The 15,238-nt window shown below is 60.8% G+C and carries 16 protein-coding genes and 1 tRNA gene; 9 read left to right on the top strand and 8 right to left on the bottom strand.

Annotated features, from left to right (window positions below; all coding sequences use genetic code 11):
* Positions 1-37: 37 nt before the first annotated feature.
* Entirely contained in the window at positions 38-619 is a 582-nt protein-coding gene (locus tag FJ930_RS15585) for a response regulator (RefSeq protein ID WP_181176502.1), read from the bottom strand.
* A gap of 439 nt (positions 620-1,058) precedes the next feature.
* Between FJ930_RS15585 and FJ930_RS15580 the strand changes: the two genes are divergently transcribed.
* The 3 genes from FJ930_RS15580 (at position 1,059) to FJ930_RS15570 (ending at position 5,112) form a co-directional block, all read left to right on the top strand.
* Complete coding sequence (locus FJ930_RS15580) at positions 1,059-4,169, top strand: CheR family methyltransferase (protein WP_141838801.1); 3,111 nt, start codon at positions 1,059-1,061, stop codon at positions 4,167-4,169.
* Between the two features lie 5 nt (positions 4,170-4,174).
* Positions 4,175-4,573, top strand: coding sequence for a response regulator (locus FJ930_RS15575; protein WP_141838799.1), 399 nt, complete (start codon positions 4,175-4,177; stop codon positions 4,571-4,573).
* Positions 4,574-4,797: 224 nt separating this feature from the next.
* The gene (locus FJ930_RS15570) at positions 4,798-5,112 is read left to right on the top strand and encodes a hypothetical protein (protein ID WP_141838797.1); all 315 of its coding nucleotides are present in this window, start codon (positions 4,798-4,800) and stop codon (positions 5,110-5,112) included.
* Between the two features lie 169 nt (positions 5,113-5,281).
* On the opposite strand, the gene FJ930_RS15565 is transcribed toward FJ930_RS15570, so the two are convergent.
* Positions 5,282-5,575: a hypothetical protein gene (locus tag FJ930_RS15565; protein WP_141838795.1), complete on the bottom strand. Its 294-nt coding sequence runs from the start codon at positions 5,573-5,575 to the stop codon at positions 5,282-5,284.
* Between the two features lie 668 nt (positions 5,576-6,243).
* Here FJ930_RS15565 and FJ930_RS15560 point away from each other — a divergent pair.
* Positions 6,244-6,456 carry a hypothetical protein gene (locus FJ930_RS15560; protein ID WP_141838793.1) on the top strand — a complete coding sequence of 71 codons (213 nt, stop codon included), beginning with the start codon at positions 6,244-6,246 and terminating at the stop codon, positions 6,454-6,456.
* 111 nt (positions 6,457-6,567) lie between these two features.
* On the opposite strand, the gene FJ930_RS15555 is transcribed toward FJ930_RS15560, so the two are convergent.
* Positions 6,568-6,644 (bottom strand) — tRNA-Met (locus FJ930_RS15555).
* A gap of 242 nt (positions 6,645-6,886) precedes the next feature.
* On the opposite strand from FJ930_RS15555, the gene FJ930_RS15550 reads away from it, so the two are divergent.
* Entirely contained in the window at positions 6,887-7,852 is a 966-nt protein-coding gene (locus FJ930_RS15550) for a Gfo/Idh/MocA family oxidoreductase (RefSeq protein ID WP_141838791.1), read from the top strand.
* A 66-nt stretch (positions 7,853-7,918) separates the two neighbouring features.
* On the opposite strand, the gene mnmA is transcribed toward FJ930_RS15550, so the two are convergent.
* Positions 7,919-9,109: a tRNA 2-thiouridine(34) synthase MnmA gene (gene mnmA / locus FJ930_RS15545; protein WP_141838789.1), complete on the bottom strand. Its 1,191-nt coding sequence runs from the start codon at positions 9,107-9,109 to the stop codon at positions 7,919-7,921.
* Positions 9,110-9,396: 287 nt separating this feature from the next.
* On the opposite strand from mnmA, the gene FJ930_RS15540 reads away from it, so the two are divergent.
* Positions 9,397-9,672 carry a DUF1153 domain-containing protein gene (locus tag FJ930_RS15540; protein WP_006203587.1) on the top strand — a complete coding sequence of 92 codons (276 nt, stop codon included), beginning with the start codon at positions 9,397-9,399 and terminating at the stop codon, positions 9,670-9,672.
* 90 nt (positions 9,673-9,762) lie between these two features.
* Here the strand turns inward: FJ930_RS15540 and FJ930_RS30735 are convergent, their stop codons facing one another.
* Together FJ930_RS30735 and FJ930_RS15525 are read right to left on the bottom strand one after the other, a co-directional pair.
* Positions 9,763-9,897 (bottom strand): hypothetical protein, encoded by a 135-nt coding sequence (locus FJ930_RS30735; RefSeq protein ID WP_281408908.1) that lies wholly within the window; start codon positions 9,895-9,897, stop codon positions 9,763-9,765.
* Positions 9,898-10,088: 191 nt separating this feature from the next.
* Positions 10,089-10,466, bottom strand: coding sequence for a flagellar export protein FliJ (locus FJ930_RS15525; protein ID WP_141838787.1), 378 nt, complete (start codon positions 10,464-10,466; stop codon positions 10,089-10,091).
* A gap of 451 nt (positions 10,467-10,917) precedes the next feature.
* On the opposite strand from FJ930_RS15525, the gene ctrA reads away from it, so the two are divergent.
* Positions 10,918-11,613 (top strand): cell cycle two-component system response regulator CtrA, encoded by a 696-nt coding sequence (gene ctrA, locus FJ930_RS15520; RefSeq protein WP_006203583.1) that lies wholly within the window; start codon positions 10,918-10,920, stop codon positions 11,611-11,613.
* 114 nt (positions 11,614-11,727) lie between these two features.
* Here ctrA and FJ930_RS15515 read toward each other — a convergent pair whose 3' ends face one another.
* Together FJ930_RS15515 and FJ930_RS15510 are read right to left on the bottom strand one after the other, a co-directional pair.
* Entirely contained in the window at positions 11,728-12,096 is a 369-nt protein-coding gene (locus FJ930_RS15515) for a response regulator (RefSeq protein WP_140746324.1), read from the bottom strand.
* Between the two features lie 247 nt (positions 12,097-12,343).
* Positions 12,344-12,973: a histidine phosphotransferase family protein gene (locus tag FJ930_RS15510; protein ID WP_141838786.1), complete on the bottom strand. Its 630-nt coding sequence runs from the start codon at positions 12,971-12,973 to the stop codon at positions 12,344-12,346.
* Positions 12,974-13,360: 387 nt separating this feature from the next.
* Between FJ930_RS15510 and FJ930_RS15505 the strand changes: the two genes are divergently transcribed.
* Complete coding sequence (locus FJ930_RS15505; protein WP_226890392.1) at positions 13,361-13,897, top strand: EipA family protein; 537 nt, start codon at positions 13,361-13,363, stop codon at positions 13,895-13,897.
* 159 nt (positions 13,898-14,056) lie between these two features.
* Positions 14,057-15,208, top strand: a complete 1,152-nt coding sequence (locus tag FJ930_RS15500) for a hypothetical protein (RefSeq protein ID WP_141838784.1) — start codon at positions 14,057-14,059, stop codon at positions 15,206-15,208.
* Positions 15,209-15,238: the final 30 nt, after the last annotated feature.

The following is a 15,238-nucleotide window of genomic DNA, read 5'->3' as shown; positions in this document are numbered from 1 at the left end:
AGATTGAGGCTGCAACGGTATAGGTGACAGGCATTGGCTAATTGAGCAGGTCGGCAGCTTTACCGGCGGATATTTGCAGCAGGTAATTCAGCCATTGTTCCGTCGAGATATCAGCAGGACGATCCCCGACTTCGCGGATGGCGAGTTCCAGTGTCGTTTCCACCAGCCGGTCCGCGGCACTGGCATCGCGAAGCATCAGGCGCGCCGCCAATCGAAGTTTGGGCAGCAGCGACAGGACATCGGCAGGTTCGTCGATTTGATCCTGTCGGGCCTCAGCGGGGAAAAGCGCCGCGATGATCTTCCTGCGATCGGCTGACTTCAAAAGATTGGCGGCGTGCTCGAGGCGGGAAGGGATGACGTTGCGGTCATGGGCACTGTAGAAGACGAAGGGAACGCCACGTTCGACCAGGCGGTCGGCAATGGGAAAGACGGGGGTTCCGTTCAAGTCTATATCCAGTACGGCCGCGTCCGCCTGCTCGGCATAAGGCCGGGCCTGCACAACGCTTTGGGCCGGCCCCAGGATGGTAGCCCCGAGCCCTGAGAAATAAAGCGCGAGGTCCTCGGCGACGACGAATTCGTCCTCGACGATGAGAACCTTCGCGCCGGTAAGAAACTGCACTCGGCCCTCCCGTTTAGCTCCCAACAGGCTTCGCCGGGGCGTCCAGCAGACGTGTCACCGGATCGATGCACTGTGCTGTAAGGACGGTTGCTAGCTGCACGAAGCCTGAAACGTTGATATTTCCTCAGTCGATTCAACGTCGCGCAACATACGAGGTTCCAATCCTATTGCGACGCTTCGGCTCAACCCGGTTTTCCCCGGACCCCGTGGCCCGCATGGGGAAAGCCGTGGCCGCACTTCAATCGTATGGATCATAGCACGACCAGGCGCACGCAATGCCGCCGCCCGACATGGCTAAGATGAGCCGGGGCTTACGAAAAACGCCTTGCGTCCTAAAATTCTGGCAGGCGCGAAAAAAAAAAAAAAAAAAAACGCATAGGGTAGCCTGCTGTCGCTGCCGCCTTATCTATCTTAGGCTGCCCAGAGAAAGACGGCCTTCGTGTCACAAGAACCGAGACACCCTATTGTCGGCATTGGCGCGTCCGCTGGCGGCGTCCCCGCCATGGAAAGCTTCTTCCGAGGCCTGCCCGAGGCTTCCGGCATGGCTTTCATAATCATCACCCATCTCAGCCCCGAAAGGGAAAGCCTGCTCCACGAGGTGCTGAGACGATATACCAGCATGCCGGTGGCGGTCGCGAAAGACGGGGCGGGAGCGGAGCCGGATCACGTCTATGTCATGCCGCAGAACGCCGTCCTGTCGATCAAGGATGGCACGCTGAAGCTTCAGCAAACCAATTTGAGAAACCGGGAGCGCAAGCCCATCGACGTCTTCTTCAGCGCCCTGGCCGAGGACCAGGGCGAATACGCCGTCGGCATCATTCTGTCTGGTGGCGACGGTGATGGAACCCTGGGCGCTAAAATGATCAAGGAACACGGCGGCTTCGTGCTGGCGCAGGCTGGCGACGGCTCCGGTCCCCGCAACCCCGACATGCCGCAAAGCGCCATTGTCAGCGGCGTCGTCGATATCGCTCTTCCGGCGGAAGAGATGGGTGAGAAGCTCGTCGAATTCGCACGCGGCTTCGGCGTGCTCGACCTTTTGAGCGAAGGCAACGGAAAGGGCCCGGCGGAGGACACCGATCGCGCCCGCGAGGAAATCTACGGCATACTGCGCGACCGCTCCGGCCATGATTTCTCCGGATACAAGACCAAGACCTTCATTCGTCGGGTCAAGCGGCGCATGCAGATCAACCAGATGAAGTCCATGAATGGCTACATCGACCTGCTGCGGAAAGATCCGCGCGAGGTCACGTCGCTGTTTCGCGACCTGCTCATCAACGTCACCAATTTCTTTCGCGACGCGGAAGCCTTCGAACTGCTTGAGCAGAAGGTCATTCCGAATTTGTTCGAGGGCAAAACCGCATCCGATACGGTCAGGGTCTGGGTTCCGGGTTGCGCCACCGGCGAAGAAGTCTATTCGCTCGGCATCCTGCTGCGCGAGCATATGGACAAACTCTCGACGGTGCCCAAAATACAATTGTTCGCGACCGACATCGATGAGCCGGCGCTCACCGTCGCGCGCGCGGCACGCTATCCGGCCAACCTGCTCGAAGGCGTCTCGGAACAAAGAAGAGAGCGCTTCTTCGTCAATGAAGGTGGCAGCTTCGCCCTGACCAGCGAAGTGCGTGAACTCTGCATCTTTTCGCCGCACAGCGTCATCAAGGATCCGCCGTTTTCGCGCATGGATCTGGTTTCATGCCGCAATCTTCTGATCTATTTCGGGCCCGACGTTCAGAATCGGGTTCTCCCTATTTTCCATTACGCCTTGAAACCTGGCGGCTATCTTTTTCTTGGTACGTCGGAGAGCGTAGGCCAACACTCCGACCTCTTCTCCACCGTGGACAAGAAACAGCGCATCTTCAGGGCCCGTAAGGACGTCGCGCCGAAATCGCGCCTTCCGTTGCTGGTGGGCGAGAACGTCAAAGGCGCTCACCTCTTCTCGGATGGAAGGACGGGGAAGGGCAGCGAGATCGGCAATGGCGCGTTCCGCCAGTCCGTTGAAGCGCAGGTTCTGGACCGCTATGCGCCGCCGCATGTGGTCGTCAATGCCGAGGGTGACGTGGTCTACTATTCCGCGCGGACCGGAAAATATCTCGAAGCCGCTCAAGGCATACCCAGCCGCCAATTGCTGAGCATGGCGCGGCGGGGGCTCCGGCTCGATCTGCGGGCGGCCTTGCGCGAGGCCGCCGCCGGCCGTCAAATCGTCATGCGCGAACACATCGCCATGGATGGCGAGGACGAGCGGGTGCAACTGGTGAACATAATCGTCGAGCCGCTGTCTGAACAGAGCTCCGGCGAGACGTTTTACCTTGTCCTGTTCCAGCCGGTCGGTCCGTCTCGCGACAAGGCGGAAGCCCAGCACGCGAGCCAAAGCCCAGACGAAATCGCACATATCGAGCGCGACCTGCGCGACACCCGCGAACGGCTGCAATCGACGATTGAAGAGTACGAAACCGCCTTGGAGGAGGTGAAGTCCTCCAACGAGGAACTGGTCTCGGTCAACGAGGAAGCCCAGTCGACCAACGAGGAGCTGGAGGCCTCGAAGGAGGAGATGCAGTCCCTCAACGAGGAGCTGAACACCATAAATGCCGAGCTCACGAATAAGATCGAAGAGCTCGACCGCGCAAACAGCGACCTCAGGAACCTGTTCGAAAGCACGGAGATCGCAACGGTGTTCCTCGACCGCGATCTGGTGATCCGTACCTTCACGCCCGCGGCCTCCGCCTATTTCAACCTGCGCGCCTCCGACGTCGGGCGTCCGCTAACCGATCTGTCCAGCCAGTTGGACTATCCGGAAATGCACAACCAGATCCGGCGCGTGTTCCAGACGGGCGAGCCGATCGTGCATCACCTTGCGCGCGATACGCAGGGCCGCTTTCATATGGTCAGGCTTGTTCCCTATCGTGACAAAGGCGGCCGCATCCACGGCGTCGTGGTGACCCTGGTAGACGTCACGACCCTGGCCGAGGCGGAGGAGCATCAGAAGGTGCTGATCTCCGAACTCAACCACCGCGTGAAGAATATGCTCGCGGTCATTACCAGCATCACAAACCGCACGGTCGAGAGTTCCACCACCAAGGAAGATTTCGCCACAGCCCTGCTCGGCCGACTCAACGCGATGGCACGCGCCTATGGCGTGCTCTCGCGCGAGAACTGGACGGAGGTTTCGCTCGGCGAACTGCTCGCTCAGGAAGCCGCGGCCTTCGATCCGGAACGCTTCTCGCTCCATGGCCCGGCGCTTAAATTGAGGCCCCAGCAGGCTTTATCGATCGGCATGGTAATGCACGAACTCGCCACCAATGCGGCGAAATACGGCGCGCTGAACAAGGAAGGCGGCGGGGTTGAGGTCGAGTGGTCGGTGCATGAGCAGACACTTCAGCTCATCTGGCGCGAGATCGGAGGGCCGCCCGTCACGGAGCCGAAGCACGGGGGCTTCGGCCTCTCGCTGGTTAGAGGCGAGATAGGGTACCGATTGCGCGGCACGGCTGAAACAATCTTCCATCCGCAGGGTTTGGAGGTAAGGATCTCGTTTCCGCTCGACAAAAAGGCCTGAACGCGATGACGCAGTTGCGCATTCTTATTGTCGAGGACGAGTGGCTGATCGCCGAGGACCATGCGGCGATGCTTAGAGCCGCCGGACACCTGGTCGTGGGACCGGCCGCTTCGGTCAAGGCTGCGATCGATTGCATGGAAGGAGAAGAACTCGATGCCGCGCTTTTGGATGTTCAACTGAGCGGCGAGGTAAGCTATGGGCTGGCAGACACACTGCGTGAGAAAGTCGTACCGTTCGCATTTGTGACCGGTTACTCCCCCTCCGAGATGCCGGCCCGATTTGCCGGGGTTCAGGTGCTGCAAAAACCTGTCGTGCCGGCAGTGCTGATCGCAGCGATCATGACACTCTTCGACCAGCAGTCCGCGGGGAAGGAGGAGGCTGGCCAAATGGATGGGAATTCCTGACGGTCAAACGTCCTTGCTCCCGTCCTTCGGTACGACCTTGCCGCTCCCGGATTGATGAGCGCATCATTTGATGCGTCCTTGTCTCCTGGCCTGGCCGCCAGCTGATCCGGTCCACGGCTGCCTGTTCAATCGGCGGCCTGTCCCCCCTACATCGAACGGGAACCCTCTTCCGACAGCGGGATTATTCTTCATCGGGTCACTCATCACTCAATTGGAGACTGGTCATGAATGAAGAGAAAAACCGCCGTGAAACAAGGGCCACGAAGTATCCCGCCAACACCGACGCGGATCCCTCCGATCAGTTCTCCCAGGATGCCGCTGGGAATAAAAAGCCCGCCAGCGGAATGGGACTTACCCGTCCGAGCGGGCAAGTGGAGGACGAGACTCACCAGTCGGACGGCCAGAACCCCCGGCGGCAGCCGACGCCCAGTCCGGCGACGGAGAAGACTTCCGGAGCAGGTCCTTCGATCGCCGAACATTCCAAGGACGCCAAGGCGGCGAAGGGTGGCCGGCAAGCTGGAGCCTATGTGAAGGACTGACGCGAAGTCGACCCGGTCCTCGGCTTCGGGCTCGCCTCGACGTCCATCAAGAGATTGGAACAGGATGTCCATCAAGATTGGAACAGGATTAAAAATTAGGAGGCCCGCCTAGTCCCGGCGGGCCTTGCTCGTGCGTATCAGTTCCATGCATAGCGGCGCCTGCACGGCGCTACTTGTTGCAATTCTGCATGTTCGACGTGGTATTGCCAGTGGCGGTGTTGTTGTCGATATCATTGCCTGCGGCGTCCTTGCAACGATCGGACATTCCGTTGGAATTCGTCGTCGAATTGGTGGCATTGGTATCCGTATTTCCGCTGCCGGTGCCAGTCCCGGTCCCGCTGCCCGCGGTGGTGCCGCCGGACCCAGTGTTTGTGCCGGTGCCACTCCCGGTGCCGTTGGATTGCGCCATGGCCGAAGTCGCAAGGACGATGGCAAATACCGATGCTGAGAGAAGTTTGATCATTGGAGTATCTCCTACGTTGATCGCTCGATTGCGACATCCCCCAACCTTGATCTATCGGGGATGTTCCGGACAAAGTTGGGATCGACACCGGGCCCGTTACTCCGCCGGACGCCTCAGAACCATCAAGGCCGCCTGTCTTCAAGGCCTCTTGTCTTCGTCGTACAGGCGTTCCGTGGCCTGCTTGCTCGCCTGACGCTCGGCGGGTCCTCGCCGCCGCCGCGTGAGCAACACAAAGACCAGCAGGATTGCAAGCAAAACGGGGCCACCAGCTACGACGACCAGCCAAAGGTTACTCTCCAACATCGGTGGCGTCTCCTTGCATTCCGGCCATGGCGGCGAGACGTGACACGCTCACCGGGCGCTATTTTTCGGCCCGCTGCCCTGGATGGCTTCCAACGCTGCCGGAGCCTTATTGGCGGCTGTCGATCCGCGCTCGGTGCGGCCTCATCCCTGAAGCGCGTCTTTCCAACAGGCTGGGGGGGCCGAATGTTCCAATTCCGACAACGATTTGAGGCGGATGACCATGGCCATAAAGACTGAAGCTTGCCGGCACGCATCCAGCCTGTCGTCCTGCTTTGTCTGGACGGGACAAACGCCTTGTCGCGGAAGTTGCGAGATGGCCTTGTTCTGGCGATTGGAACTATTTGTTCGTCAATGGGTTAGGGTCGATGGCCAACAAATGTCAGGCGGCGGCAATGGCACGAAAAACCCGTGAAGCCCCCAAATTGAACCACGAGAACCCAAGGGCTGCGATCATCGCCCTGAAAATGGATACGGCGTTGGATACGCTCAAGGATGAGGATGTGCCGCCGCGCATGTTGGAACAGGCCCGCCGTCTCGAGAAGGCCATCAACATCAGGAAAAAACACCAGCTGAACTGACCCCTCTCAGGGGCAGGCCGCCACCCGCACAAGCCAATATGCCTCGTGAAAGGGGCGGCCATGGTTATGGTCGCCCTCTCAGCGTAAGCCTCTGAATATATTAGAAAATTTTGGTAGCGGGAGAGGGACTTGAACCCCCGACCCCAGGATTATGATTCCCGTGCTCTAACCAACTGAGCTACCCCGCCAGGGCGGCGAAAGGCCCGAAATCCACCTTAAATCGAAAGGCAGTTCGAGGCGTTCGCCAAGGTCGCGCGGATATAAGGTTGGGAGGGCGAGCCTGTCAAGCTTCGAAGCATTCTATATCGGCGCATATTCTCATTGCCGAAAAAGCTTTGCCGCGTGGCCATTTGGTTGCAACCGCCGGGGTTGAGTTCGAAGGGGCACGTCGCTATGTCTCGGCCACGAGTTTTTAGAGTTTGAAAAACAGATGAAGCCGCGCATTGCAGTCCTCGGTTGCGGATACTGGGGCAGCAACCACATCCGCACCCTCAAGGCGCTCGGCGCGCTGCATGCGGTTTCCGACGCCAACCGAGCCCGCGCCGAAGGCTTTGCCAGCGAACAGGACTGCCTGGCGATCCAGCCCGACCAACTGTTCGTCCGCGACGATATCGACGCCATCGTCATGGCCTTGCCGCCGCAGTTCCATGCCGCTCTTTCCGTGCGGGCCGTCGAGAGCGGCAAGGACGTGCTGGTGGAAAAGCCGATCGCGCTGACGGTGCCGGACGCCGAGCGCTCCGTGCAGGCGGCCAGGGACAATGGCCGCGTCTTCATGGTTGGCCATGTCCTGCGTTTCCATCCCGCCTTCGAGACGTTGAAGGGGCTGATCGACAATGGCGAACTCGGCGAGGTCCGCTACATCCATTCGCATCGGCTCGGCCTCGGCAAGTTCCATACCGAGAACGACGCGCTGTGGGACCTGGCGCCGCACGATCTGTCGATGATCCTGGCGATCACCGGCACAGAGCCGATCGAGGTGCGCGGCGAGGGCGCGGCGCTGCTCGACAACCTCAGCGATTTCGCGCATCTGCACATGCGCTTTCCCAACGGCCTGCGCAGCCATCTTTTCACGTCGCGGCTCAACCCCTATCGCGAGCGGCGGCTGACCGTGGTCGGCACCAAGGCGATGGCGGTGTTCGACGATGTCGAGCCGTGGGAGCGCAAGCTTGCCGTCTACCGCCACGCGGTCTGGCAGGACAGCGGCCAATGGGCGTTCACCACCAACGAGCCCTCCTATGTCGCGGTGGCGCAAGGCATGCCGCTGACGCGCGAACTGGAGCATTTCATCCAGTGCATCGAGACGCGGGCCGAACCGCGCACCAGCGGCGAGGAAGCGATCAGGGTGTTGCGCATCCTGACAGCGGGCACGGTCACCCACACCAAGTCCAAATCCTGAGACCGTTTGGAAATTCTGCCCTGGCGGCCAGAGCGGATTTCGCACGGCCGCTGAGAGGATAGCGTCCTATTCGGCGGGAACCCGCGCTGGCTGCGCGGCGAGCCGGCTCAGCATGGCTTCGGCCTCGGCGCCGCGCTCGGAGCGCTCGATGAAGCCGCCGCCGAAGACACGGGCCTCGTTGCCATCGTCGGAATAGAGCACGCAAGCCTGTCCGGGCGCGATGCCGGACTCGCCATCGGCCAGTTCGACCGAGGTCACGCCAGCCTCATGGCGCAGCACCGCGGGACGTGGCGGTCTGGTCGAGCGGACCTTGGCGAACAGCTCGAGGCCGCCGGCGGGGACATCGGCCAGAGGTCCGTCGCCAAGCCAGTTCATGTTGCGCAGGTAGATCTTGTGCGTCTCCAGCGCCTCGCGCGGACCGACCACGACGCGAGCCCGTTCGGCGTCGAGATGGACGACATAGAGCGGCTCGCCGGACGCGATGCCGATGCCGCGGCGCTGGCCGATCGTGTAGCGCAGGATGCCTTCATGACGGCCAAGCACGCGGCCGTCGATGTGGACGATGTCGCCCGGATTGGCGGCCGCCGGCTTCAGCTTGGCGATAATGTCGGAATATTTGCCCTGCGGCACGAAGCAGATGTCCTGGCTGTCCTGCTTGGCAGCCACCGTGAGCCCCATCTCCTCGGCAATGGCGCGGACCTGCGGCTTCGACAGGCCACCGAGCGGAAAGCGCAGATAGTCGATCTGCGCCTGCGTGGTGGCGAACAGGAAATAACTCTGGTCACGGTCGGCATCGACCGGCCGGAACAGCGCACGGTGCGCGCCATTGGCGCCGGAGCGGATATAGTGGCCAGTGGCGAGCGCATCGGCGCCCAGCTCCTTGGCGGTGGCCAGGAGATCGGCGAACTTCACTGTCTGGTTGCAGGAGACGCAAGGAATCGGGGTCTCGCCGGCGACATAGCTTTCGGCAAAGGGATCGATGACCGCCTTGCGGAAGCGCTCCTCGTAATCGAGCACATAGTGGGGAATGCCCAGTGTTTCGGAGACGCGGCGGGCATCGTCGATGTCCTGCCCGGCGCAGCAGGAGCCGGCCCGGTGGGTCGCAGCACCATGATCGTAAAGCTGCAAGGTGACGCCGACGACATCATAGCCCTCGCGCTTCAACAGGCCGGCGACCACGGACGAATCCACGCCGCCCGACATGGCGACCACGATGCGGGTATTTTCGGGATGTCCGGGAAGATCGAGACTGTTCATGATGCTTTCATTCTGCGCGGCGCCTCAATGCCAATGTCGAGAATATAGGTCAAGCTTTCCCACGGCGCCAGCTTGCGGGGCGATTCACTGGATGTGGCCAATGCCGAGAGCGGACAGGTTTCCTCAGCCGATTCAAGGCTTGCAGCCGGATGTTTCAAATGCTTGCGAAAAGACTAACGCCGCGTTCACGATCCTTACCTAGTCATTAGGGACTGCTTAGGCAATTTTTAAAGCTGTGGCGGTAACGTGGCGGGGATTGGGTCTTTGATGTTTTTGTAGAGAGTACGATGACCGATCTGGTTAGACCTAGAGTTAAATATGTTATCGGGCCCGACGGCAGCCCACTTACGATCGCCGATCTGCCGCCGACGAACACGCGTCGCTGGGTTATCCGGCGCAAGGCGGAAGTGGTTGCGGCGGTGCGCGGCGGGCTTTTGAGCCTTGAAGAGGCATGCCAGCGCTACAAGCTGACCACCGAGGAATTCCTGTCTTGGCAGGCGTCGATCGACGAATACGGCCTCGCCGGGCTGCGCACCACCCGCATCCAGCAATACCGGCACTGACTGTAGAGAGTTTGGAAAAAGGGGCGCGGACTCCGCGCTCTTTTGTTTTCCATCGCGATTCTTCATTACTGGAAGCGCGCCTTCTGGCGGTCAGACCGCCAGCACCACCTTGCCAATCGGCTTGGTGGCCAGGAAGGCGTGGGCGGCACCGGCGAGGCCTTCGCGGTCGGGCACGACCGACATGCGCTCGACCCTAGTGCCCTCAGCGCTGGCCTTGGCCTTCATGGGCCGAACAGCACGCGCCGGACATCAAGGATGCCCGTGCAAGGGCGATTGCCGCAAATGAGGGGGAATGGGCCGCTTAGACCGGAGATCTTCCACGGCAATTCGGCCGGAGCCGGTTCGAGGTCGCCCTCAAGAACCGCGCGGAGCCGCGCACCGGCCGGGCGGGCCCGACGGTGCGGATTCCGGCCGCTTCAGCCGATCATCGCGCTGCGGCCGCCGGTTTCTGCGTCGCGGATCTTGGTGTCGCGCGATTCCAGCATTTCAGCCTTGGAAAGCTCCGCTTCAGCTTCGCCGAGTAATGATTCGGCGGCGCTTCGCTGTTGGGCGAGGTCGCTCTGCGAGTTTCTGAGGTTGTCGCGGCGCAAGCGCGCCGCCTTGGCGAAGGTCGGATAGGCGAAATGATTGATGTCGGTGATGCCGGCTTTCTTTTCCTCGGCGGTGATCTGAAGCTCCAGTTCGACGGCCATGCGCTCGAACTCGGCGATCATCATGTCGAGCTGCAGCAGCTGCCGCCGCTTCTCATTCACCTGAAACTGTTTCAGCCGAACGAGGTTTTCACGTGACTTCATGATTCGGTACTCCCGGAAACGCACACCCGCAAATATCGTCCAAACCACTTGGAAAGGCCCAAGCGCTGCCCGTGTCCACCGGCTTTCCCCGCACTATGGGAAACAAAACCCTAAGGTTTTTTGCCGACGGTAACCATTCGTTTACGGGCATTGTTAATCATACGGGTCAGGACTTAAGGCCGGGTAAAAATTCCGGCCGCCGAAGCGAAGGCGCGTCGATGAGTCCCTGGAGTCGCTTAGTCCAGGTTGTTAATGTGTTGCATTAGGAATTTGGGTCCGTGATTCATTATTAGATTCAAGAGGGTGTAGAAAGAGGTTAAAAAATCTGATACCGTCATGGACGGGAAATTAGGATTTGTTAACCATTCGATGGCAGCCTCTGCACAAGGCAACCACTGCTCCGGGGCACAACGGGTCGTGAAATGGTCCGGCAGCAGAAAAGGGGAATGAAATGCGTGTTCTGCTGATAGAAGATGACAGTGCAACCGCACAAAGCATCGAGCTGATGCTGAAATCGGAAAGTTTCAATGTCTATACCACCGACCTCGGTGAAGAGGGCGTCGATCTAGGCAAGCTCTACGACTATGACATCATCCTTCTCGACCTCAACCTGCCCGACATGTCTGGCTACGAGGTCTTGAGAACGCTCCGCCTCTCCAAGGTGAAGACGCCCATCCTCATCCTTTCCGGCATGGCCGGCATCGAGGACAAGGTACGCGGCCTCGGTTTCGGCGCCGACGACTATATGACCAAGCCGTTCCACAAGGACGAACTGGTGGCGCGCATCCACGCCATCGTGCGGCGCTCCAAGGGGCACGCCCAGTCGGTCATCACCACCGGCGACCTGGTGGTCAACCTCGACGCCAAGACCGTCGAAGTCGGCGGCCAGCGCGTGCACCTCACCGGCAAGGAATACCAGATGCTGGAGCTGCTTTCGCTGCGCAAGGGCACCACGCTCACCAAGGAAATGTTCCTCAACCACCTCTATGGCGGCATGGACGAGCCGGAACTGAAGATCATCGACGTTTTCATCTGCAAGCTGCGCAAGAAGCTCGATGCCGCCTCCGGTGGCCAGAACTACATCGAGACGGTCTGGGGTCGCGGCTATGTGCTGCGCGAGCCCGAAGACATCCGCGTCAGCGCCTAAGCGGCGAGCGCGGCCCGAATATCCAATTCGACAAAAACCCGGCTCCGGCCGGGTTTTTTGCGTCGTGAGCCGGCAATAAGGTGGGGTCGGCAATGAGGGTGGGCTGCTGCCGAATCAGGCGGCGATCTTCAGCGTGCGGAAGCGCTCGAGCAGCTGCGGGCGATTGAAGGGCTTCAGCAGATAGCCCTGGGCACCAGCGCGCTTGGCGCGCATGATCGACGCGATATCGAGCTCGACCAGCGAGATCAGGATCTGCGGCTTTATCGGGCTTTCCATGGCGCGCACGCGGCGGATGAGGTCAACCGCCTGCACATCCGGCAGGGCGCCGTCGACGATGATGATGTCGGGCATGTCGGCGGCGCACATCTCCAGCGCATCAAGCCCGCTGGCTGCCTCGATGACCATCATGTCGGAACCGCCCAGGATGCGTTTTGCAACCTTTCTGATGACGCTTGAATCGTCGACGAACATGCAGCGTTTCATTTCCGGGTCCTCTTTTGCCCTGGGGCAATCCGGTCGTGTCGGGCATCTGGTGTGCATCCTAGACCGATCCGGTAAAGAAGCCGAAAAGCCTTTGGGTAAAATTTTTGCAAAGATGCCATCCGACAGGCTTTTCTTTGCGGATGCTTCGATGCCGCCACTTAGGAAAAGCTCAACGCTTCCGGTCGAGCTGTCGCGGCAATATTTCGCGGCTGAAATACTTTGCGCTCCCGTCGAACCGGCCGGGTACTCAGGCTACCGAAAGCACGATTTCTTCCGCCGTCGCGTGGATCGATATCGCCATGCCGGCCTCACGGGCCAGAAGCAGCGTGTAATAGGGCTGTACCGAATGCGCATCGATCGGCTCTTCCGGCTTGTTCCCGGAATGCAGTTCGAGGAATTTTGGCGGCACGCGCAGCATCGGCCCGCTTGCCGAGAGGGAAAAGCGCGGCTCGGTTTCGAGATTCTCGAGGGTCACGACCAGCTTGCCGCCGCGCGGAATGGCGGCATTGGCGACCAGAATCAGGTTGAGCAGAAGCTTGACCTTGTTCTTGGGCAGCAGCGCGCGGGCCCCTTTCCAGGTCAGCTCCGGCTTTTCATTCTTGAGGAAAGCAATGGCAACGGCTTCGGCGTCGCCGGTGTCGATCAGCATTCCAGCAGAACCGGCCGCGCCAAAGGCGATGCGGGCGAACTGCAGGCGGGCCGAGGCATTCCTGGCGCTCTGGCGGATGAGCCGCATGGCGTCTTCGTCGGCGCCGCCTTCGTCGAGCAGTTCAAGCCCGTTGTTGATGGCGCCAACCGGCGAGATGATGTCGTGGCAGACGCGGCTGCACAGAAGCGCCGCCAGGTCAGGGGCGGAAAGGGTGAACAAATCGGCCATCGGTGAAAATCCCTGCAAAATTCCACAATTCGTGGCCGAGCGATCGATTGTCGCGCCTGCCCACACGAATCACGCTCCAACCCGAGGCTTTCTGAATACACAGCACTCGTATGTACAGCAACAAATCCAAAATTGTCGTCGAGCCAAATGGCGTGTTCGCGCAGGCTGCCAGCGCCGCGCGCCCCCAAGTCAGCCTTCGAACCGCCATCTTCCTGTGGGAGTTAATGGTTGAAAAAGAATTACGGCATAGTTTGCCCCTAACAGTCATCCTTAACGGCCGCCTAAAGAGCCGGACCGGGTGCGAGGCGTCGGCGAAAGTGCTCCATGACGGAGATTGGAAGCATGTTTTCCCGATTCTATGACCGGAGTTTCCTCCGCGTCCTTACAATGGCGGTCACGCTCATGGGCGTTCTCGTCTTCTCGACTTCAGCCCTGCGAGCCCAGGAATACACCGCTCAGGAGATTATCGATTCCGGCCACAAGTTCTTCGGCGCGACATCGGGCGGGCTCGCCACTGTCATCGAGAAAATCTTCGCTTCTTACGGACTGCCCAATGGCTATCTGCTTGGTGAGGAAGGGTCGGGCGCTCTGATCGGCGGCCTGACCTATGGCGAAGGCACGCTCTACACCAAGAATGCCGGCGATCACAAAGTGTTCTGGCAGGGCCCGTCGCTGGGGTGGGATTTCGGCGGCGAGGGATCCCGGGTGATGATGCTGGTCTACAATCTCGACGATGTCGGCAACCTCTACAACCGCTATGGCGGCGTGGCCGGGTCGGCCTATGTGGTGGCGGGTATCGGCTTCAACGTGCTGAAGAACAACAATGTGCTTCTGGTGCCGATCCGCACCGGTGTCGGCGCCAGACTCGGCGTTAATCTCGGCTACCTGAAGCTGACCGAGCGGGCGACCTGGAACCCCTTCTGATTCCAATCCGTCATGATCGCAAAGCCGGCTTTTCGATGGGATTTGTAGGCCCGTGACCCCCAATGCGCTGTGGCAAGACCTTGCCGCGGCGCCGGATTTCCGCCATGCCAGTATGATGCGGTCCAGTTCAGGCGGTTGCCGCCGATAGCGGGTAGTCCTTTGGTTCAGTCAGTCCTGTTCTTCGCCCTCGGCTTTCTCTGTGCCGGCTTTCTGGCGCTGATCGTGGCTCCTGCCGTCTGGCGGCGCGCCGTCACGCTGACCCGCAGGCGCATCGAAGCCTCGATCCCGTTGACGCAATCCGAGATCCAGGCCGACAAGGACCGGATCCGCGCCGAGTATGCCATGACCACGCGCCGCCTCGAAATGAATGTCAAGGCGCTGCGCGAGAAGGCGGCCGAACAGCTCGTCGAGATCAATCGCGGCCGCGAGGCGTTGAAGGGGCTGGCGGTCGAGCGCACGGACAAGAATCAGGCGCTCGCCGAACTCGGCGCCAAGAACGAGACGCTGCGGCAGCGCGAAGAGGAATTGCATCAGCTTTCGGAGCGGCTCAAGGAGACCGAACGCAAGCTGGAGAAGCGGGCGCTCGAGTTCGAAAAGCTGGAGCTCATGTATGATGACGCCAGCTTCTCCTCCAGCAGCCGCCAGATCGAACTCGTGGCGCGCGAATCCGAGTTGCAGAAGCTCGCCAGCGACATTGCGCTGCTGCGCGGCCAGCGCAAGGAAGCAGACCGGCGCCATCAGGAGATCGCGGCCGAAAGCAAGGCCGTGCGCGATGCCCTGAAGGCCGAGAAGAAGAGGGCGGCGGAACTCGACAAGAAAGTTGAACGGCTGCTCGCGACACTCGCCGATCGCGAAGACAAGCTTGATCGCCGCGAAAAGGAATTGGCCCGGCTGCGTGAAAAAGCGAAGGCCGAGGGCGGCGCCCCGGCCTTGCGGCTGGTTGGCAAGCCGGATGAAGCGGACCGGCATGACGAGGCCAGCAGGCGCGACGACGTGGACCGGGCGATCGCCAAGCTCGACAGTGATCGCGAACGGCTGGAGGCCAGGCTGACGGCGCTGGCGCGTGAGAACAAGCGGCTGAAGACGGATCTCGCCGCCATGGCATCGTCAGGTTCGACGAATGGCAGCGCCGCGTTGCGCGAGCAGATGAACGAGCTGGCGGCCGAAGTCGTCCACCTGACAGCGAAGCTCGAAGGACCTGACTCGCCGATCGCCAAGGCGCTGGCGGCGCCCACGGACAGCCGATCCGATGGCGGCGACCGCAGCCTCGCCGACCGCGTGCGGGCCTTGCAGAAGGCGGCCGCGAACTGACGTGGTTGTGCGGCTATCGGCGGTGCGCCC

Origin of the sequence: Mesorhizobium sp. B2-4-15 (assembly GCF_006658505.1) — a bacterium.
In the GTDB taxonomy this organism is placed as follows: Bacteria; Pseudomonadota; Alphaproteobacteria; order Rhizobiales; family Rhizobiaceae; genus Mesorhizobium.
The sequence above is the reverse complement of the archived record's forward strand: the minus strand, read 5'-3'. Positions and strand labels throughout refer to the sequence as shown.